Here is an 18,525-nt window from a genome sequence, read left to right as displayed (position 1 = left end):
TTTAGACGAGGCCGGGCTTGATCCATTTGCTCTCGACCTTGCCGCCCTTCGTGCTCACCCTCGAAATCTCTTCGTGTGTCAGACGATCTAGCCGTCGTGCGCCCGAATCGATTAACTGGCCAGGTTGAACTCCGCTTGTGCGGGGGGCGCCTCCAGCCCTCCTTCAGCAAGTGAAGCCGGTTTGAGACAATCTGACAGGAACATAACCTCTTTGCCCTGCCTTCCGTTTCGGACCGAATAGCTCAAGTTGTACTCAAGCATCTGGTGGCCTTCATACAATTCGCGGATCGCAGGCTCGTTATCGTAAGAGACGACCCAAGGGATTGCCGAATTGAGTTGAACGATCACATCGCGAAGCTTACCATGATCCTCAGGACGGTAGAAGTCGTAGTAAAGGTCTCGCCCCTTCCGATAGTATGGAGGATCGATATAGATCAGCGGACGCTCATCGCCGGCAATTTCCGTCACATTACGGATAAGCTCGCCCGCATCTAGATTCATCGCCGTGATCTTGGAACGATTTTTCGCGATCCTCATCACCCGAGCAGCTAGTTCTTGGCGATTGAAACGCGCATCGAGACCATAGGCGGACTTTTGACTGTGCCCTCCGATCATGCCGGCGTTGAGGACGCCAGAATGGTTCGTTCGGTTGAGGAAGAACGTGGCAAAACCAATTTCGAAGGAGATCCGCCCCTCAGCTTCCTGAAACACTTGTCGCTGGTTTAGCCACTCTTCGGTCGTTAGCTCAATGTCGAGAATCTTCTGCTGAAACCGGTCGGGTTCATCTAACAGTGCTCTCCAGAAGGCGTAGATCGGGGCGCTCAGGTCGTTGAGTATGATGTGCTCGACATAGCCATGCAGAAGCAGACATAGCCCCACCCCGCCACCGCCTGCGAACGGTTCGACATAAGTTCCGTCTAGGAGACTATTCTTTCGAACGAGTGCTTTGAAGTAGGGAGCGAGCTTGGCCTTTCCCCCTGGATAGCGTAGCGGAGACGCATGGTGAGAGGCGCGGGCGCTCTTCGGCGTCATTTGCAGGCCGCTTTGAAAAATGCTTCCACGCCAGACCAGGCGCCAATAAGATCGTTTTTTGATGGAAACATGGCCGGATTATGCACGTACTCGTTTAATCGGGCGACGGATATCACGCTGTCCTTACCGGTGAGTGAAGCCCGTGCGGCGGTCAACTCCTGTTTCGTCAGAGCCGAAGTGAGATGCAGCAGCACGGCCTCCACTTTTTCCGCTAGGCTGAATGTTTTCCCAGCGTTCTTCCCCGACGTGTGTTTCGTTAAGATCGAATGGGAAGAGCAATATATCTCGACGACCGCTTCGACAAAACTTCGCAAAGAAATAGCGCCGGCAATGGTGAATTTGTCGATGTTCAGGTTTCGCAGCTCATAAAAGAGCTGAGCTGCTTTCGTGTTCGATATCGTCAATCCAAAGCTCTTTGGGACAAGCGTCTTTCGGTGCAATGGGCTTGGAGAGGGGGGCGGCGGAGGGGGTGGGGGTGATGGCTGGGCCTTTACTACAGCCTTCACAGACTCGGCCGCCTTGAGCTTCGGTCCAGATGGCATCGCCGATTTGGGAATGCCGTCGACGTAGGTGATCTGCTGTTCCTTCGTTTTGACCGCATCGACCTTGATTGTCTTACTTGCCAGGTCAAGAACGATTTTCTTGATGATCTTGATCTGCTCGCTGGTCGGGTAAGCGAAATAATACTCTCCATCGACGATCTGTATGCCTATTTTCTGGCGGACTGCTGGATTGGAAATAATACGGTCGAGCGTGGTAATCGGGAAATTGTTCGCAATGGCAGCCTGCTCGGCTGATGTCAGATTTCCCTTCTGACGCACGAATTCCAACAGATCAAGTGTGCGATCTCCGCGAAAACGGGCCGTCTGAACACCATTCCAGTCAACGATTCCCCGCCCGCTGTTCTGTCCGGTGTGTCGGAGCTCTATCCAACGTCGGGCAGTGTCTCGGTCGGGCATGACCACGCCAGAGATGGGCTCGACCGCTTTCGTGTTAAAATCGTCGGCAAGGTCGGTCAGCTTAGTTCGAAGCGAGTCTGGAATCTTCAAATCTTCCAGCAACGATGGATTGGCGATAATCTGCAAGGCTGCGGTTCGTCGGTTACCCTCAAGAGCGACATACTCGTTTTTCTTCGAGTCGGGCTTTAGAACCATCATTCGGTCCATGGGGTTTAGCCCAAATTTTGCGATATCGGCGGCAAGCTCCGCTATCTTGGTCCCCTGATCATCGAGAAGTGCCTGACGGATGTTGATCTGACCGTCTTCCGTCGAGATGCGCGGATTTTCGTGATCCAAGCGAAGCTCAGAGATTTTCAGGCCAATAGGTTTCGGCATTAGTCCCCTCCCATACCTGGTGGGGGATTAAACCTGTGCGTGAGAAAAATTCAAGCTATCGAGCGCAGAGTTGTCGCAAAATATTCCCGGAGGTGATCTGGATACTATTCTGGGCAACACTCCCTTTCTTGAGGGCGCTATTTGTCGAAGCCAGACACAATCGGCGTCACTAAGTTCCTTCCCGGATCGACTGCACCGACGCATGGCGCAGCTTCGGCTCGCCCCGGAGATGACGGACGCGAGCGGTGATGCCGGGCTTGACCCATTCGACATCGTCGTCAGCCACCGCTGTCGGCACTCCGGCCGGCGGCGCGGCGCGATCGCGCTCGATGCGGCGCCAGAGGCTTTCCTTTATCGCGCGGCTGGTGGCGATGACGGCCTTGCCGACATATTTGCCTTCTTTCGCGAACAGGCCCTCGGTCTGCTTGCCGGCTTGTCGCACGACACCGATCAGATCGAGATCGTCGACATCCCAGCATTTCGTTTTCACCCAGGCATCGGAGCCGCCGCTGCGATATGGGCTATTGCGGCGCTTCGACACCATGCCTTCCAGCCCCATTTTGTCGACGGCCGCGAAGAAATCCGCGCCGCTGCCCTCGACATGATCGCTGTACTGGATGATGCCGTCGCCTGGCTTCACCAGGTCCCAAAGGATCGCCTTTCGCTCGACGGCCGGAAGCGCGCGCAGATCCTTGCCATCCTTGTGCAGGATATCGAAGGCAACAAAGGCGAGCAGTTCGGCGTTCCACGTCATGCGCGAGTGCATGGCGTGGAAGTTCGGCCGGCCGTCCGCCTCGGGCGCGATCACCTCGCCGTCCAGGATGAAGGATTTTGCCTTGAGCTGCTCGGCAGCGGTCACAATCGGCCAGTACCGCTTCGACCAGTCGATGCCGGTGCGGGTGAAGGCGCGGGCGCCGGCCCAATCGAGGATCAGCTGGGTACGGAAGCCGTCGTATTTGATTTCGTGCAGCCAGTCATCGCTGACCGGTGGCACCTCGACTAGGATCGGCTCTTCCGGCTTGATAAACCTCAGCCGCTCCCCCTCGGTACGCATGAATTCAGACTCCCCACCGGCTGAACTTAAATTAGATTCAACTAAAATAGTTCCGGAACTTCTTATGTCACGAGCCGAAATGCGAAGCGGTTGCGGATGTGGTCGTTGAAATAACGGCCCTTGGCAAAGGCCGATTTGAACTCGCTAAAGGTCTCAAGCGGTACGTCCAAGAACTCGTAATGCTTCCCGCTAGCTACGAACCAGACCGAGAGAACCCTATTGTTCGGGTCATAGTCGAATTTGCGTATAGAGGTCGACGGCATGGCGTCCAACGGGTGGCTGAGGGGTTGGTTGCGTCACCAGTTCGACCGCCTGCCTAGGCAACGGAAGAGCGACGGTAGGAATGGACGCCTGAATCCACGGTGCTAGAATTGCCGAACCACTGTGGGAGGCCTGGTAGTGCCGAGCCCCGACGAAAGCTGTCCGAAATTGACGCTGGCGGAACTGGTCGACCCAGGCCGCGCCGCCCACGCAGCAATCGAAGTTTATGGGTCGGACGCAAAGACCGCCGTGGCTCACTGCGCATTGACTGCCCATTTCGATGGTCGAGAGGATGACTATCGCTTTTGGTGCCAGGTCTTTCGCGAACTCCGGGGTAAACTGAACTAGCGCTCGAATGCGAAAAAGCCCGCCACCTTTCGGCAGCGGGCAGGGTCTGGAGTTTGGCCAGGGATTAACCCAGCATGGGGTCAACGATCGGCGGAGGGGTTGGTTGCGACCGCCTTACACCTTAGACTTCCGCCAACCCGCCCACCACGCGGCCCATTGGGAGCAAAACCAGCGCTCGCCCTTGGCAGGGTTGACGACCGTTTCGTTATAGTAGCGCTGACCTGGCATGTGATAGATGCGCTCGCCTGTGACGACGCTGATATTGCCTTTGATATTGCACCCCCCTTGGGCTCGGGACCCACCTTGCCGGTGTACGGTCGGAAGGGGATGCTGCTCACTTTGCGGCATGAAATAGCCGGCAGCCGCAACACCGCACAGCAGAACAGGGATTAGCGCCCGCTGTTCCAACAACGAGCGTCTGCGCCGTTTTGGTGGTGAAGCCTTTTGCCCGTGGAGCCCCATACCTCTCTCTCCCTGCGGGAGAATGCGATTAAGGCGCGCTGGAGTCCAGACGACACTTGAAAGCGCAGGCTTGGTGCAGCCTAGCTCCGGGGACCGATCGCAGTCGCCAGCTTCTGAGGCACAGGCTTGAAGAGCAGCTGAGTGTAAACCGGCAAACGCGGGCCTACCCAACCCTGCGCGCGGCCATAACGGCGGCGGCGGCGTCCGAATTGGTCGGAAAGCTAAACATCACGCGGAGCCTCCGGCTACCGCATCGGGGGCAGCGGACGCGCTCGCGGAGCAACGAGATCGGGAAGTCACGGCCTCGCGTGAGAACAAGCGTTTCCATGTCCGCCGTATACGACCAATTGCACTCTCTTCCGCGCTGCATCCCCTTCGTGTAGGGGCCAAAGGCACAGAACACGCGGACGGTCACAGAATGGGCAAGGCAATCGCCTAGTGTCTCGATCTCCATACGGAACGAAATAGGAACATCGTCCCTGCCGCGTCAAGCCCGCCACCACAGAAGCAAAAAGGATCTTCGGAATGAGACAAGACGCCGCGCCAACCCGACTGGCCTCGCGGCCTAGCGCGCCTCTCGCTTCCTCGCTATATAATCTCGCATATTACATTCAAATCTTCTAATAAAGGCATCCCCTTGCTTACCCGAATTCTTGATATGTTCCGGGCCACCAAGTCCCGGCACCTGAAGATGCTTGCTCCCTTCCCGAAAGACCCACAGCCTGCCGGCAGTCCGAACACCGGCGAAATCGTGGCGTTCTTTTCGATGAATTCCTTCTATGAGACAGAAGCCGCCCGCATGACCGCGTCGGCATGGCGTCTTGGCCTTTCTGTCCAAGCCCGGCCATTCGCCAGCGCTGGAAGCTGGGTGCGCAACGCGAGCCTGAAGCCGACGTTCCTTGTCAATATGCGTCAGAAGCTTCAGGGGCCGCTCTTGTATGTGGACGTTGACGCCGTCTTCCATCGCGACCCATGGCCGGCGCTTGCCGGTTTTGATTGCGACATCGCCGTCTACCGCGAAAGCGGTCGGCTTATCTCTGCAACAATCCTCATCAACGACACGCCGGCCGCTCGCGAAATCCTAGCCTTGTGGCGGAAGCGCTGCGATGAAAACCCGGAAGTATGGGATCAGGTCGTGCTACAGGAAATCCTCGACGAAGATCGGGCCTCCGCAAACCCGCGCTATCGTGAAGGCGAGCTACCCATTTCGTTCTGTTGGGTATTCGACCGCCTCGAAAACGGAAAGCCCGATCAAATCCATATCGAGCAACTACAGGCGAGCCGGGAAATCTCGTTGGAGCACTCTCGCGGCAAAGCACGCAGAGATCTTACACGCCGGCAGGACCGGGTCCGGACCATTGAGCGCATCCTAGACGAACGCAAAGAGCGGCTGCGCAAAGGCTAATCGACAGGCCGGGGACCGGCCAAGGACGCGCAAGAACGCCCTCGCCGGTGGCCGAAGGCGACAAAACGCTTCAGCGGACCTCTATTTCAACCGCGTGTTTTCCACGCCCGCGCTTCCCGCAAGAGCGAGTTGCGTTCGGTGCCGATCAGCTTGATCAGGAGGTGGGCTTGATCCGGGGTGATGCCCGTTTCTTTGGCAATAGCACGCGCCAACAGTTCTTGGTGCGGCGTGATCTCGCTAGACTGGTCATCTTGCATTGGGCTGAGACCTTTCAGCCCGAACGCGCCCCCGCAACGATGGTTCCACGCGTTAGTCGCATTTCTTCAGACAATCGGCGGGCGGCGTACCGTCGGCCGTTATTTCGATGATGGCGTGCGCCACATAGACGGCGGCGGCGAGGCAGACCCCGATCGCCAGCAATTGCCAGAACGCACTACGGAACGACTTCGGCCGGGGTATGCTCATGGGTGCCGCCCCGGCGTGATGTAGACCGCGACCTTGTCCCAAGCGACGATCGCGCCAGTGACGAACGCGAAGAGGATGCCAAGGAACTTCAGGAACCGCCCTGCGCTTTCCCTGTCCCTCGAGAACTGGATTGAAGCCTCCAGATACTTGACCCGCTCCGGCGTCAGGCTGTCGATGAATTCCTTCACCTTCGGATCGAAATCGAGGGCGGGTTTGACTTCGTCGGTCATTTGGCCGCCTCGCGTTCTGTCTGCATTGCCTTCAGCCGAGCGACCCATGCTTCGGCCTCATGCAAGAGGTCGGCCTCGACCTTCGACTTGCGCCGGTTGTCGATCAGCGTTCCATGAGCCGCCGCATCGATCAGGATCGTGCAACACGCCTTCACGGCTCCAAGGTTCTGGACCAACGTGTCGCGCGTCCTTTCCTCGCCGACCTTCCACAGTTGAAGGTGACGCATCGCGGCCTCGACATAGGTCATTGCCTCGACCGGGTTGTCGCGCCAGTTGTGCGGGTCATACTTCAGGGCGCCGTCGAAGAGGGCTTCAAGCTCCGCCAGTTGCGCCGAGAGCGGGATATAGGCGAGCGGCGGTTTCTTGTCGCCGTATGCCTGTTTCGGGTTCGCCGGCTTGACGGCTGGAGCGTCCGGAACGTTCTGGAATTGCTGCCCCTGAAGCACCGCGGGCTTTTTCGGCCCTTCGTCCGGCGCGTAAATATCATAACGGTTCATGTCGATTGCCTTCGGCGGCCGAGCGGAAGCGCCGCGCTCGCCGCGCGTCCGATCGGATCAAGAGGATGAGGATGAAAAGGCGGAGAAGGCGGTCAAACATGCCCGCCCTCGCCTACCGAATTTCGACTTCGGACGTGCCGGTTGTGCCGCGCTCGAAATCGTAGTTGCACGCGCGCATCGAGCGACCGGAGAGGAAGCCCTTCGAAGCGTGATAGGCGTCTTGCGCCACTGGCGCGCGGTGCGACCACACATGCACGCCGCCGACTTCCTTCACCGTGTCGTGGTGAATGTGGCCGGTGTGGAAATGCCGCGTGTACGTGTCGGCCCAATCGCCTCGCCGAACGTTCGCCATGATCAGCGGCATATCGGGGATTTTGGCCCCATCGCCGTGAGCCGCGCCGAGAAGGTTGACGCCGAAGCGCTTCCACCAGAACGGGCTTGGGCTGTCGTCGACCTCGACCCGGTCTTCGTTGCGCCAGTACATGCGAAGCGCCTGGACAAGCCCGACTGTCGAATTCGGGTCATGGTTGCCAGGCTTCAACACCAGCTCGATCAATTCGTGCTTGACCGCGACCATTTCGGACGCCTCGACCAAGAGATCGGCAGTCGTCGACAGCGTCTTGGAATAGCGCGTGTCCACGTCGAGGATATTGCCGGAGCGCTCCGTCATGTTGCGCGCGTTGTCGGCGTGCAGAAGGTCGCCGATGCCCAGGATGACAGCCTGCTTGGACTTCGGCGTTTGCTCGATCAGGTCCGCGACCGATTGCAGCAAGACACGCTTGGCGATCGACAAATCCCAATCGGGACCGCCAGTCTCGCGACCGTGAGCGAAGAGGCCGACGTGCCAGTCGCAGAAAATGTAGACCGACAGACGCTCGGAGAGTGAGCGTTGCGGCCGGATGATGAAGGGCGCCGACGGAACGAAGTCTTCGAACGCCTTGCGGATGATCTCCGCCTTGTCGATCGTGTCCTTCAGGTCGCGGTCGGTCTTGTGCCACTTCAGGAGGATACGATCCTCGCCGTCAGTCAGAACCGAAAGACCCTTCAGCAGTTGGTCGGACGGCTTGACGAACTTCTCGCCCTTGTCGGCGCGCGTCTTGACGGAGGTCCGCTCGATCAAGCCGTCGGCGTCGCGCGTGATCGAGTGCGACTGGACGATGAACCCTTCCGGAACGACGTTGCCGGCGATGGTGCCGTCAAGGCCGCGTTCCGAGGCACGCCGTAGCGTCGCCTGGAGCGTTGAGCGGTTGATGCCGAGTTCGGTAGCGGCGCGGCGCTTGGACAGGCCACAGGCCCGGTAAACGGCCAGCCGGCGAGCGATCTCTTCGATCTCCAGCTTGTCGACCTTGCCGCCGGTCTTTTTCTTGGTTGCCCCCTCGCTCATTTCGCCACCTTCTTTCCGCTCTTGGCAGGCGACGGCGGCGGGAGGATCGCGATCAGCGCCTCATTCTTGCCGATGCAGTCGCCGTAGTTGGTCCTGTCCGTGCCCCACAGGGTTCCGGTTTCGGGTTCTTTGAGATCGCGGTGCGGAACGTCGACCAGGGGAGCGCAAGGCTCCCGCAACGGCGAGTTGGCGGGAATGTCAGCCGTCGTTTGCAGGACGGCGGGCTTCCTTTCGACCGGCGGCGTCAAGACCGATTGACAGCCGGCGAGACACAGAAGGAACGTCGCGGCAATCGACAGTCTTAGGTGCATTTTCCAGATCATTGATGATTTCCTTCAGTTCCCCGGCGTGGATGGCGCGTTCGGCGCGCTCCGCGAGGTATTTGCGTTCGGCTTCGGCTTGGCGGATGGCATCGGCGGCGCGGAGATCGGCGGCGTTCTGCCGTGCCGTCTCCGCCGCTTTGACCCATGCGGCCCGCTCTTCGGCGACACCGGCATCGTGGCCGGCGCGCTCCGCTCGATCGACGCGGCCGAGGGCCAGGTACTCGACGGCCGGCCCTACACCCGGCACATACCGGATGATCGCAACCGCCTTGACGATCTCCTTGGCGACCGGCACGCCTTCGTAGAGGGCGAGCAAGCTGATGAGGGCGATGGCCGCTGGCGACAGACGCGACAGCAGCCAAGCGATGATGCCGCTACCCATTGCGAAGACCCCTGAGGCACATGGCCTGCTCGCTCTCGCGGCCGGGAGTGCCCTTGACGCGCCGGTTGAAGAGGCCGGCCACGACCTCGCCCTTCACGTAGACCCACCGCGAAAGCTGGAGGCACGCGCCTTTGATGTCGCCCTTGCGGAGGTGCTTCTTGATCAAGGTCGACTGGCACGCCGCTCCGGTGCCGACGTTGAATGCCCAATCGTTGATCGCGACATAGGTCGGGCCGGGAACGGCCAGAAGCTCCGGAGCGCACGCCACCATGCGCTTTTCATGCTCGACGATATCCTTCGCCGTGATGGCGTCGCATTCGGCCGGCGTGTAGGTCTTGTTAGGGATGATGTCGGGTCCGGTGTGGCCGCGACACACGGTAAGGACATGGCCGACATCGTAGTAAGGCTTGTACTTGGTGCCTTCCCACGACCCGGTGTAGGCAGTTGCAGCAGCAAGCAGGGCAAGCCCCGCCGCTCCGCTCTGGAGGTAGCGACTTTTCATTGGTTTGATCCTTTGGTTGTTGAGAGACGAAGCGGGCGATGAGCGCCGCGCCGATGGTCACGAAGAGAAGGGAGGCGAAGACGTTTGGCGGGAACCGATCGCTGTAGAGCGGCAAGACCGCTTCAGCGCCGGAGAGAAGGCCGGCAATCGCGAGGATGCGAACCGACCAAGCCCGCTTCAGGACATCGCGCCAGTTGTCGATGATCCTGATTTCGGTCGCACGAAGTCGCCTCCAGACGGCTTTCGCCGACAGAGGGAAGGCAGGCATAGCGATGTCCTTAGTTCGGGATCATTCTCCCGGCGTCGGGAAGATGATCGGGTCTTATTCGTGCCGGCAACGAAAGGCCGCGCGCCGCGTTCTATGGGATGGCGCGCAACCGCAAGAGGGCCGAGAGCGATCTAAGCTTCGTCGAGTTGGCGAAGGCCATCGGCAATCGCCCGCCGGCCAAGAACATTGCGGTCGGCGTTACCGGGAAGCGCCATGCCGGCCCGGTCAAAGACGAGATCGAGCATTTCATGATTTGTCCGGTCTGCGGACAGGAGATCGACATGCGCAACCTCGCCGAGGTGCTACACCACGATAATCCCCACCATGAGCCGCTGAAGTACCCGACTAGCCGGTGATGCCGTCCGGAGCCGGCGTGATCAGGTGATAGTCGATGCTCTTCTCGCGGATCAGCACGTAGCCCTCGTCGCACTGGAGGCGGACATAGGTGCCTTTGGCATCCCATGACGTGATGTTGCGGAGGTTTAGGTGATTGCCCGACTTGAAGACGATCTTGCGCTTCAATTCGAGGACTTTGGGCTTCGGTGTATCGGTCATTTCAGGTTCCTTTTTGGCTTGGCGCGCGCCGTCCCGACTTGTGAGGGCTGTCGACCCGGTTTGAGATTGCTGGACGCCGTGGTAACCTTGCTTGGCAAACTATTGACGGGTTTGGGGGCGACCAATGGACAAGAACAATGAAGGGTATGGCGCTGGCTTCATCGGTGGAGTGTTATTGTTCGTATTCATCTTGAATGTGATCTACACAGACGACGGATTTCGCCCGTCATGGCTAAATCAGATTACATTTTGGACATTCGGGTTATTCGCGGTCGGCTTTGTCTTGCGCGACCTTGCCGAGGGCAAAAGACAGCGCAAACACCAAGAATGGCTTGTGAGTTTAACGGACGCGGAGAGAGAGGCCCACTTTCGCGTTGCGCCCATTGATGATGAAAAAGACAATTGACGCCTCGCCTAGCGTCTTATCTGTGAGGCGCCCTACCATAGGACGTACCAGACGAAGGCGAACATGCCGGCCGCACCCAGGACGAAGCCGCCGGCCGCCCACAGGAGGCGGTCGACGACAGAGACGATGAAGCTCATGGCTATGCGGCCTCCGGTATGACGTTGTCGTTGATGGCGTTCGGGTCGACATTGTCCGCATCGTCGTTCTCTGCGTTCATGCCGGTGCCTTCAGCCGCGAGAGCATCGGCCTCCGCCACCGGGTCGAACGAAGACGAAAGCTCGCCACGGCGCTGCAATTCGCTCCAGAACGTTTCGCGCGTGAGTTCGCCAGCGACGCGGACCTTCAAGAGGCTGTCGACCGACTGGCTGTCTTTGCCCGTCTCGTCGTCATACTCCGTCGCCACGTTGACCGAGGGCGCCCTGATCGTGTCGACCGCGCCACGGTAGCGCTCCGCGAACACGAAGGCCCGCTCCAGCGCGTCTTTGAGGTTGAGCGCCATGTTCTTGACCGCCGAGTTCTCCCGGTTCTCCCCGGCCTTGACAGAGGTCGCCGTGATGACGCCCGAACCCTTTTGGTGCGGCTTCATGGATAGTTCGTCCATTTCGGCCACAAGCCGGTCGAGGTCTTTCTGTCCGGCTTCGATGGCCTTGCCCTCCGCCTCGACGAAATACCACTTTCCTTGCGGGTCTTCGGTGATCAGCAGCGAGTTAGGGCCGAGCGTGGCGACCGGCTCTTGCTTCTGTCCCGGCTTCTTCGGCGGCAACTTCACGCCGGAGCCTGCCAGCATCGGGAAGCGAGCATATTTCAGAATGTTGCGCTGATCAGAACCCGACTGCCAATGCTCGACGTTCTTCCATGCGAGATCGAGGAAGGGCGGCTTCACCTTGAACCCTGTCTTCGTGGCCCGGCGGCCGGTGAAGTAGGGGACGATCGAGACTTCGCCGAGAGCGTTCGGCCCGCTTTGGATGATCGACCAATCGGTTTCCTTGCCCTTGTCGTCGGTCGCCAGTTCCCACAAGTCCCAACCGTCCGAGCGCCAATGCCGGATGCGCTTGACCGTGATGGCGGTAAAGCCGACGACGCGCGTCGTGTTCTCCCAAAAGCGGGCATTGATGACTTGCGGCTTGCCGGACGCGGTCGACACGACGCAATCGATCACGTCTTCGGCCCGGTAGTGAATGAAGTAGGGCCGAATGTTGCGGGCGATCTCTTCGGCCAAGGTGATGCCAGGCTCCGCGCGTGGCATGTCGACCATGATGTAAGCGAGGCCGGCCGTGACGCCGTCCGTCATGAATTCGCGCGAGAACACGTCGAGCGAGTTGCCGAGCAAGTCCACGTCCATGATGAAATCGTCATAGTACGGGTCATAGTCGCCATCGAGCAAGACCGGCTTGCCCATGGGTTTGCCGACCGCCGAGTTGACCGCGCTCTCCAGCTTGTTGAGCAGCACGGTTTCGGCAAGGCGGCCCTGGTAGCGTTGCGGGTCTTCGGCCGGATGAACCGGGAGATACGTCTCGCTAGCCGCACGCATGGCCTCCGTACCCGCCATGACGGTACGCAAGACCTTGAAGCTGGAGGCGTTCGCCAGGTAGTCGGCGGACGGAACGGAAGGATCGATTTTGTCAACCATTGATCAGCACTTTCCAATGAAGAAACCGCCGCCCTCTTCTTCCAAGAGCAGATCGGTGAAGGCCCAAACCAAGGCGTCGACACGGTCGGGGGAGTACCCGGCCGCCTTGCGGTCAAAGTCGATCGTGAGTTCGCACATTTGCTCTTCGAGAGTTTCGAAGTCGCCGACGTGCAGCACCTTGCCTTGTTCGTAGAGAGCGGAGACAGGCTCCGCGCGAATGCCCTTGCCTTTGGTGGCGCGGACCTGAATGACCGGAGCAAACGGCATGACCGTTCGCACCGTGCTTTCGACCATGTCGCCGCCCTGATTGACTTCGCAGACGACGGCGTCCGCCTCCCACTTGCGGAAGGCCAGGGCGACCGCTGTAGCCCAATCCTGCGGTTTGCCCTTCAGAGAGCAGTCTTCAAGCACATAGCCGTTGTCGTCGGCGTCCTTGCCGGCAACGATGATGCCGTGTTCGTCGCTTCCGGGGTTGTTTGAAACCGCCGGGTCGACCGCCACGATGACGCGCGTGATGCCGAGCAGCGCGACGATCTCCGCCGGGCTGAAGCGTGCCGTTGCGTCCGGCGCGTGCTTGATGATCGAGTAGTTCCAGAGAGCGTTTTCGTTCTCGTTTGCGAACAGCCCTTCAAGGAAGCGAGCGCGCTTGCGAGCCGGTAGGTTCTCCAGTGTGCGAAGATACTCCGGCGCGAGGTTTTCCTTGTTGTCGACCGGGTTCATCTTCAGGTGGACGTGATTGTCCGGATCGGATAGCGCCCGCCCACTCTCCGGGTCGACCTTGTCGATGAATTGCTTGTAGCTCCAATGCCGCTTGGAGGGCGGATTGCAGTCATAGAAGGCTTTGAGCTTCAGGCCGGTTTGCTGCGCAAGGCGCGACATGGCCGTGGTCACGCTGTCGTAGGAGATTTGCGAGACTTCGTTGAAGTAGAGCGTCGCGAATTCCTGCCCTAGCACCTTCTCGACGCGGTCCTTATCGTCGAGGCCGCCCATCCATACTTCGCTCTCATTCGGGAACCTGATTACGCCCTCGACCTTGTTCGTCTCGTAGGGGACGTTCGGGAAGCAGAGCTTCATCATCTTCGGCCAGGTATCGGACCAAATCGACGCCATCAGATGGTTTTGCCGATAGCGCCAGATCGCGTGTCGAGAGCTACGAGCCTTCATGGCCCTCATGGCGATGATCCGGCAGAAACCGAACGTCTTGCCCGATCGAGAGCCGCCGTAGCCCATGACGTGCTGCGCGGGGCCGGAGACAAGGCGAACTTGCTCCGCCTGCTTTGGCGTCTTGACGAAGGCGCTCACGGCTAGACCTGTGCGTCTTCAGCGTCGATATGGATCGAGATATCGCCGGTGTTCTTCGTCTCGACCTTGTCCGTCTGCCCCAGGCGTTGCTTGCCAAGCCAGATGAGCATTTGCGGATTGCGTTTCTTCACCGCCACGTCGATTTGCGCGACCGCGATGTCGATGTCGATGTTTGACCGCCCTTGATCGATTGCGATGTCGACCTCCGGCCATTTCTTCCGGAAGTTGTTCAACGCGGTGAGGGAGACGCCAAGGTTCGCCGCCATCGTCTCGTATGAGACATTCGCCGCGCCGTAGCGCCGTAGCGCCTTCATGGTCTTTTCGTCCGGCACAAGCACGTCAGGCCGGCCTACGCGGACCTCGCGGAACGGGTCGATCTTGGCCTTCGTCGAGCCTTTCGGGCGACCACCCTTGGGGTTCTTTTTGGGTTCCGGGTTTTCCATTCTTTTATTCCTTCCGTGACCACACGGCTCCGCCCTCGCGCAATCCCTTGGCGGGACAGGCGTTGAACGGCATTCCGAAAAAAGTTGATGCTCTACAAAAAAACCTATTGCCTAGATTTAGGCCATAGGGTATTTAATACCCATAGGTACATTATACCCTACCACGGAGACACACCCTATGCCGCTCTCGACCAGAACCTTTGGCATCGAGCTAGAAGTCATCATGCCTTGGGGTGAAACGCGCACCACGTTCGCCGCCAAGCTCCGCCACTATCAGCCAAGCCTCGTCATTCGCCCGGCGGCCTATGGCGCGCCGACATCAACGACATGCTGGAAAATCCAGCCGGATAGCTCGACAGGCTTTGGCGGCTGCGAACTCGTCTCGCCTATCCTGTTTGGCGAACATGGCATCGCTGAAGCCCGGCGCATGTGCGACGCGCTGAAGGCGGCCGGAGCCAAGGTCAATGTCTCGACCGGCTTCCACGTCCACTTCGGCGCTACTGGCCTTGACCTGAAGGCGTTGAAGAACCTCGCCAAAATGTATGTCTGGTTTGAGAGCTTTTTCGACCACGTCATGCCCAAGAGCCGACGCGCAACGAACAACACCTATACGAAGTCCAACCGCGCCGATTTCGGCGGCTATGGAACCTATGCGGTCAATTCGAGCATCGTCATGATTGACGCGGCTCCAGACCTTCACGCCTTCCTAAAGGTCGCTTCGCCAGAACGTCGCCGCAAGCTCAATCTCACCAATCTGAAGGCCGGCGGCAAAGGCACGATCGAGTTTCGCCAGCACTCCGGCACGGTCGACGCGGACAAGGTGGAGAATTGGGTTCGCTTACTTGACGCATTCGTGACCAAGGCATTGACCACGCGCATCCGCAAGCGCACCGTCACTCGCGACCTTGAACCCGTCGAAGAAATGCGCCAGTTGTTCGACATGATCGAAGCCGACAAGCCGGTTCGCATCTATTACATGAACCGGCGCAAAGAGATCGCCAAGCTGGAGGCGGCAGGGTTGCCGATGGTCGCATGATCCGGACGAAGTCAACCACTTCCGCATCGCCAAGAGAGAGCCGCAAGCGCGCGGCTCCCGCTCTTCCCGCACCGCGACCTACTCCAGAACCCGCACCGCGCGTTGTAGACCCGTCCCCGCCAGCGGTAGACCCTATTGCCGGCGAGAAGACCATGCACGACGACTGGACGCCGGAGTTGAAGGAACTGATCGCCCGCGCCGGGATAACCCGGCAGGAAACCGCCGACGCCCTCCGCGTCTCGATCTCGACCGTGAATGCCTGGCTGAAGCCCGCCACGTCCAAGAGCGCGAACCCCACGCCAATGTGGGCGGTCGAGCTATTCCGCTACAAGTTCAAAGGCCGGCTTTCAGCCGAGCGAGCGCTTCAGCTTCGACGCGCCGAGCCTCACGCTGCATCGCAGAAGAATTGAGCGCCGAATTGGAAGTTGCGGCAAGTGGTGAAATCCTCGCCCTTGTCCGCATAGCGCTCCGCCGCGACCTGGCCGGTGAACCGGATGATCTCCGCGTTGTCGAGAAGAACCCGGTCGCCTGTCCATAAGTCCAAGCCGGCGTGCGACCCTGCCTTGACCCGCACGACCAGATGGCGATTGCGGTGCCAGTTGTAAGGCCGCGAGACGGCGCACACATAGACGATATCGCTTTCTTGGTAGCCTTTCAGGGTCCGCCATGTGTTGGTCGGCACGCGAAGACCGAAGTCGTTCTCGTACTCGCCCTTCAGGCATTTGGCGCAATGGTAACGAGGGTCGAACCCCGTCACCTTTTTCATCCAGAGATAGCCGTGCTTGCCGACGGGGCCGCCGCCGGTTGGTTGGGTGTCTATGTGGTAGGCGAACAAAGGATCTTCTCCATGACCTCCAGCATGTCGGCCGAACGCCCGATGCGCCGGTCGCCGACAAGAGGCAATTCGAATTCATACTCGATTGCGCCGGCTATTTGGTCGCGGTTCAATTCCCGTTCTTTTATCGCCTCGACTTGCCACATGGACCGATCGCTCTTGAAGGTGACAACCTTCAGCCCCGCATACTCGCACAAGGCCATCACGTCGGCGTCGTCGTGGTATTTCTGGAAGAACCATCGGCCCTCGCGGTAGAAGCCCGACAGCCCGTCGAGCGGCCGGCGAAGAACACGCGAGCGCCCGGCTTGGCAAGGAAGTTGAGCAGCGTCACGACCGCCCTTTCGGCGTCGACCGTGTCGACACTGTTCAACACGCTATCGCAGACCACGGCATCGAACCGGCCCTGTCCGCGAAGGCGGGCAATCATCCGGTCGATCATGCGTTGCGTCGCCGCGCCGTCAAGCGTGCGATCCATCCCCTTCCGGCGGAAGAATTCAAGCTCATAGGCATCGAACCCTTCGCGCTTCATGCGGCGGAAGTAGTCGCCCTGGCCCGCGCCGAAGTCGAGATAGGTCGCGCTCGCGTTCGCCTTCAGCCAGGGGATCACGAAGCGCTCATAGAGCGCGCTCGCGTTCGCCTTGCCCTCGCGAAGCCGTGGCAGTTGCGCCAGCGTTTGAATGTATGTGTCCCGCTTCAGATTGTCGTAGCAGAACACGCCATATTCGCGATCGAGGAACGATCGATACGTCGCTTCCTCTTCGTCGGGAATTGCAAACACCGTGAGCGGGGCGCGGAGCATCTTGGCCGCGAGCGCATATTGCGCGGCGTGGATGACCCGGCCCGAAAAGGTGGCTACCACGCCGCCCCATGACCCATAGCGGCCGATGAGATCGCATATCTCCATTCGGATCGTCGCGCCGGGAGCGCGCATGTTGCCCGCGATCTTGGCCGTGTCGTTGACGACGTGGTAGCCTTTTCTGGAGAAGCCCGCGGGGATTACCGCCGCCTCTTCTCCCATGTCCATATCCGTGCCGTTGTGCAGTTGGTTGAACCGCACTTCGTCGTATGTCGTCGTATCCTTGGACAGGACAAAAACCGGAGCCGTGTCAACGCCGATCGCCCGCAACGCTTTCGTGCGTTGGTGGCCGGCAACCAAGAGATCGCCGCGCACGATCAGCGGCTTGACCAGGCCGAGCGTTCGAATGCTCTCGCCGAGGTGCGCCAGATCGTCGGCGTCAATCTTGCGCGGGTTGTAGTCCGCTCCCTTCAGGCCGGTGATGTCGTAGTCCAGGTGCAGCATGTCAGACCATCCGCTCGCCGTAGTGAACCCGGCGGCATGGGAGGAAGTAGGGCGTCTTCACGGTCGAGAGATCGCCGAGGCAAGCCCGCTGATAGTGGATGGGAGCCGGCGGATTTCGTGGCGTTGCCGCCGAGAGCGCAACCGCGCACAGGACGATACCGGCCATTCCGACGCCCGCGTAGAACAGCCGAAACGAGAGATCGGCCCTCATTTGCAGGCTCCCGAAGGAATGATGACCTCGACCTCGTCAAGGAAGTCGACGAAGCGGACGGCCGGGAACCAATTTGCGAGCCGGTCCCGCTGATCTTGCGCCATAGCGGCGTAGACGTAGCGGACGCCGACCACATTCATTGCTGCATCCCGCATCGGCCGCCACAGCTTCAGCCGAGCGCCCTCGGGCTTTTTCGCCGGGCCGCTCATGCGCCGGCTCCGTCGAGCAGAAAAGCGGGGAAGCCATAGGCCGCGCCGTTCTCTTCGACGTAGCGCTCGACCGCCTTCGACAGGCGCTTGACTTCGTCTTCGGTGATCGGAACCCGGAAGGCTCCAAAGACCAGATATTCCTTGTCGGTCCCGCTGGCGCCCTCGCCCGCTTCCGAACCGATATCGAGATCATCGTCGCCAGAGGGGCGGAGGAAGTCTTCGATCTCGTCGTCGCTGAAGCCCGTAAGCTCCAGATCGTAGCCGTCCGCGTTCAAGTCGTGCAGCAAGCCGACGAGCAATTCGTCATTCCAGCCCGCATCCTCCGCCAGGCGGTTGTCGGCGATGATGAGCGCTTTCTTCTGCGCGTCCGACAGGCCCTTCAACGTGACGCAAGGAACTTCCTTCATGCCGAGCCGGTTCGCCGCCATGATGCGACCGTGGCCGGCAACGATGCTGCCCTCTTCGTCGATCAGCACCGGGTTCGTGAACCCGAATTCGCGGATCGAGGCGCAAAGCTTGGCGACTTGGTCGGCCGAATGCGTGCGCGGGTTGCGGGCATAGGGGACGAGATCGGCAACGATCGCCGTTCCTTGAACGTGATTTTTCATGACGGACACCTTGGCCTAGATTTTAACAATTCGCTTGCGTTTC

At 59.8% G+C, this 18,525-nt stretch carries 28 protein-coding genes and 1 pseudogene; 6 read left to right on the top strand and 23 right to left on the bottom strand.

The features are described 5' to 3' along the window. Positions 1-111: 111 nt before the first annotated feature. The 4 genes from NKJ26_RS03140 to NKJ26_RS03125 form a co-directional block, all read right to left on the bottom strand. The gene (locus NKJ26_RS03140; RefSeq protein ID WP_352693590.1) at positions 112-1,032 is read right to left on the bottom strand and encodes a DNA adenine methylase; all 921 of its coding nucleotides are present in this window, start codon (positions 1,030-1,032) and stop codon (positions 112-114) included. Next, complete coding sequence (locus NKJ26_RS03135; protein ID WP_352693588.1) at positions 1,029-2,366, bottom strand: hypothetical protein; 1,338 nt, start codon at positions 2,364-2,366, stop codon at positions 1,029-1,031. Before NKJ26_RS03135 ends, NKJ26_RS03140 begins: the two co-directional genes overlap by 4 nt. A 169-nt stretch (positions 2,367-2,535) precedes the next feature. Then, complete coding sequence (locus NKJ26_RS03130) at positions 2,536-3,420, bottom strand: ATP-dependent DNA ligase (RefSeq protein ID WP_352693586.1); 885 nt, start codon at positions 3,418-3,420, stop codon at positions 2,536-2,538. Positions 3,421-3,482: 62 nt separating this feature from the next. Continuing rightward, on the bottom strand, positions 3,483-3,683 hold the full coding sequence (locus tag NKJ26_RS03125; RefSeq protein ID WP_352693847.1) for a KTSC domain-containing protein: 201 nt from the start codon (positions 3,681-3,683) through the stop codon (positions 3,483-3,485). A gap of 121 nt (positions 3,684-3,804) precedes the next feature. Between NKJ26_RS03125 and NKJ26_RS33540 the strand changes: the two genes are divergently transcribed. Beyond that, positions 3,805-4,029 (top strand): Y4oE-related protein, encoded by a 225-nt coding sequence (locus NKJ26_RS33540; protein ID WP_502903076.1) that lies wholly within the window; start codon positions 3,805-3,807, stop codon positions 4,027-4,029. A 114-nt stretch (positions 4,030-4,143) separates the two neighbouring features. Here the strand turns inward: NKJ26_RS33540 and NKJ26_RS03120 are convergent, their stop codons facing one another. After that, positions 4,144-4,491 carry a sunset domain-containing protein gene (locus NKJ26_RS03120; RefSeq protein ID WP_352693584.1) on the bottom strand — a complete coding sequence of 116 codons (348 nt, stop codon included), beginning with the start codon at positions 4,489-4,491 and terminating at the stop codon, positions 4,144-4,146. 658 nt (positions 4,492-5,149) lie between these two features. Here NKJ26_RS03120 and NKJ26_RS03115 point away from each other — a divergent pair. Then, positions 5,150-5,896, top strand: a complete 747-nt coding sequence (locus NKJ26_RS03115; RefSeq protein WP_352693582.1) for a nucleotide-diphospho-sugar transferase — start codon at positions 5,150-5,152, stop codon at positions 5,894-5,896. Between the two features lie 86 nt (positions 5,897-5,982). On the opposite strand, the gene NKJ26_RS03110 is transcribed toward NKJ26_RS03115, so the two are convergent. The 8 genes and pseudogenes from NKJ26_RS03110 to NKJ26_RS33535 all read right to left on the bottom strand — a co-directional run. Next, positions 5,983-6,153 carry a hypothetical protein gene (locus NKJ26_RS03110; RefSeq protein ID WP_352693580.1) on the bottom strand — a complete coding sequence of 57 codons (171 nt, stop codon included), beginning with the start codon at positions 6,151-6,153 and terminating at the stop codon, positions 5,983-5,985. 52 nt (positions 6,154-6,205) lie between these two features. Next, positions 6,206-6,361 (bottom strand): hypothetical protein, encoded by a 156-nt coding sequence (locus tag NKJ26_RS03105; protein WP_352693578.1) that lies wholly within the window; start codon positions 6,359-6,361, stop codon positions 6,206-6,208. Further along, on the bottom strand, positions 6,358-6,591 hold the full coding sequence (locus tag NKJ26_RS03100) for a hypothetical protein (RefSeq protein ID WP_352693576.1): 234 nt from the start codon (positions 6,589-6,591) through the stop codon (positions 6,358-6,360). Before NKJ26_RS03100 ends, NKJ26_RS03105 begins: the two co-directional genes overlap by 4 nt. Beyond that, entirely contained in the window at positions 6,588-7,088 is a 501-nt protein-coding gene (locus tag NKJ26_RS03095; protein WP_352693574.1) for a dATP/dGTP diphosphohydrolase domain-containing protein, read from the bottom strand. The genes NKJ26_RS03100 and NKJ26_RS03095 overlap by 4 nt, the downstream gene beginning before the upstream one ends. A 112-nt stretch (positions 7,089-7,200) precedes the next feature. Continuing rightward, entirely contained in the window at positions 7,201-8,472 is a 1,272-nt protein-coding gene (locus tag NKJ26_RS03090; RefSeq protein WP_352693572.1) for a helix-turn-helix domain-containing protein, read from the bottom strand. A gap of 198 nt (positions 8,473-8,670) precedes the next feature. Next, positions 8,671-9,177: a hypothetical protein gene (locus NKJ26_RS03085; protein ID WP_352693570.1), complete on the bottom strand. Its 507-nt coding sequence runs from the start codon at positions 9,175-9,177 to the stop codon at positions 8,671-8,673. Next, positions 9,170-9,679 (bottom strand): lysozyme, encoded by a 510-nt coding sequence (locus NKJ26_RS03080; RefSeq protein ID WP_352693568.1) that lies wholly within the window; start codon positions 9,677-9,679, stop codon positions 9,170-9,172. The genes NKJ26_RS03085 and NKJ26_RS03080 overlap by 8 nt, the downstream gene beginning before the upstream one ends. Before the next feature lie 31 nt (positions 9,680-9,710). Further along, a pseudogene (locus NKJ26_RS33535) lies at positions 9,711-9,947 on the bottom strand (DUF7940 domain-containing protein); the annotation flags it as partial. Between the two features lie 98 nt (positions 9,948-10,045). On the opposite strand from NKJ26_RS33535, the gene NKJ26_RS03075 reads away from it, so the two are divergent. Further along, positions 10,046-10,303: a hypothetical protein gene (locus NKJ26_RS03075; RefSeq protein WP_352693567.1), complete on the top strand. Its 258-nt coding sequence runs from the start codon at positions 10,046-10,048 to the stop codon at positions 10,301-10,303. On the opposite strand, the gene NKJ26_RS03070 is transcribed toward NKJ26_RS03075, so the two are convergent. Beyond that, on the bottom strand, positions 10,293-10,502 hold the full coding sequence (locus tag NKJ26_RS03070) for a hypothetical protein (protein WP_352693565.1): 210 nt from the start codon (positions 10,500-10,502) through the stop codon (positions 10,293-10,295). The two genes, NKJ26_RS03075 and NKJ26_RS03070, sit on opposite strands and share 11 nt — an antisense overlap. A gap of 124 nt (positions 10,503-10,626) precedes the next feature. Here NKJ26_RS03070 and NKJ26_RS03065 point away from each other — a divergent pair, with 124 nt between their 5' ends. Next, the gene (locus tag NKJ26_RS03065; protein WP_352693563.1) at positions 10,627-10,908 is read left to right on the top strand and encodes a hypothetical protein; all 282 of its coding nucleotides are present in this window, start codon (positions 10,627-10,629) and stop codon (positions 10,906-10,908) included. A gap of 139 nt (positions 10,909-11,047) precedes the next feature. Here the strand turns inward: NKJ26_RS03065 and NKJ26_RS03060 are convergent, their stop codons facing one another. From NKJ26_RS03060 to NKJ26_RS03050, 3 genes are all read right to left on the bottom strand, one after another. After that, on the bottom strand, positions 11,048-12,538 hold the full coding sequence (locus NKJ26_RS03060) for a DUF4055 domain-containing protein (RefSeq protein ID WP_352693561.1): 1,491 nt from the start codon (positions 12,536-12,538) through the stop codon (positions 11,048-11,050). A 3-nt stretch (positions 12,539-12,541) separates the two neighbouring features. Continuing rightward, the gene (locus tag NKJ26_RS03055; RefSeq protein ID WP_352693559.1) at positions 12,542-13,768 is read right to left on the bottom strand and encodes a phage terminase large subunit; all 1,227 of its coding nucleotides are present in this window, start codon (positions 13,766-13,768) and stop codon (positions 12,542-12,544) included. A gap of 74 nt (positions 13,769-13,842) precedes the next feature. Next, the gene (locus NKJ26_RS03050) at positions 13,843-14,283 is read right to left on the bottom strand and encodes a hypothetical protein (protein WP_352693558.1); all 441 of its coding nucleotides are present in this window, start codon (positions 14,281-14,283) and stop codon (positions 13,843-13,845) included. Between the two features lie 178 nt (positions 14,284-14,461). Between NKJ26_RS03050 and NKJ26_RS03045 the strand changes: the two genes are divergently transcribed. Both NKJ26_RS03045 and NKJ26_RS03040 read left to right on the top strand, forming a co-directional pair. Next, positions 14,462-15,319: an amidoligase family protein gene (locus NKJ26_RS03045; RefSeq protein WP_352693556.1), complete on the top strand. Its 858-nt coding sequence runs from the start codon at positions 14,462-14,464 to the stop codon at positions 15,317-15,319. Positions 15,320-15,471: 152 nt separating this feature from the next. Then, positions 15,472-15,729 (top strand): hypothetical protein, encoded by a 258-nt coding sequence (locus tag NKJ26_RS03040; RefSeq protein WP_352693554.1) that lies wholly within the window; start codon positions 15,472-15,474, stop codon positions 15,727-15,729. Here the strand turns inward: NKJ26_RS03040 and NKJ26_RS03035 are convergent. From NKJ26_RS03035 to NKJ26_RS03010, 6 genes are read right to left on the bottom strand one after another with little or no spacing between them, the layout of a single operon-like run. Continuing rightward, positions 15,705-16,154: a hypothetical protein gene (locus NKJ26_RS03035; protein ID WP_352693553.1), complete on the bottom strand. Its 450-nt coding sequence runs from the start codon at positions 16,152-16,154 to the stop codon at positions 15,705-15,707. The genes NKJ26_RS03040 and NKJ26_RS03035 overlap by 25 nt on opposite strands. Next, positions 16,136-16,300 carry a hypothetical protein gene (locus NKJ26_RS03030; RefSeq protein ID WP_352693551.1) on the bottom strand — a complete coding sequence of 55 codons (165 nt, stop codon included), beginning with the start codon at positions 16,298-16,300 and terminating at the stop codon, positions 16,136-16,138. The genes NKJ26_RS03035 and NKJ26_RS03030 overlap by 19 nt, the downstream gene beginning before the upstream one ends. Before the next feature lie 56 nt (positions 16,301-16,356). After that, positions 16,357-17,454 carry a ParB N-terminal domain-containing protein gene (locus tag NKJ26_RS03025; RefSeq protein WP_352693549.1) on the bottom strand — a complete coding sequence of 366 codons (1,098 nt, stop codon included), beginning with the start codon at positions 17,452-17,454 and terminating at the stop codon, positions 16,357-16,359. Position 17,455: 1 nt separating this feature from the next. Continuing rightward, positions 17,456-17,665, bottom strand: a complete 210-nt coding sequence (locus tag NKJ26_RS03020) for a hypothetical protein (RefSeq protein WP_352693547.1) — start codon at positions 17,663-17,665, stop codon at positions 17,456-17,458. Then, on the bottom strand, positions 17,662-17,874 hold the full coding sequence (locus NKJ26_RS03015; protein WP_352693545.1) for a hypothetical protein: 213 nt from the start codon (positions 17,872-17,874) through the stop codon (positions 17,662-17,664). The genes NKJ26_RS03020 and NKJ26_RS03015 overlap by 4 nt, the downstream gene beginning before the upstream one ends. Continuing rightward, positions 17,871-18,482: a ParB/Srx family N-terminal domain-containing protein gene (locus NKJ26_RS03010; protein ID WP_352693543.1), complete on the bottom strand. Its 612-nt coding sequence runs from the start codon at positions 18,480-18,482 to the stop codon at positions 17,871-17,873. Before NKJ26_RS03010 ends, NKJ26_RS03015 begins: the two co-directional genes overlap by 4 nt. Between the last annotated feature and the right edge of the window lie 43 nt (positions 18,483-18,525).

The sequence above is a fragment of the Mesorhizobium sp. M0152 genome (assembly GCF_040322415.1).
GTDB lineage: Bacteria > Pseudomonadota > Alphaproteobacteria > Rhizobiales > Rhizobiaceae > Mesorhizobium.
The sequence above is the reverse complement of the archived record's forward strand: the minus strand, read 5'-3'. Positions and strand labels throughout refer to the sequence as shown.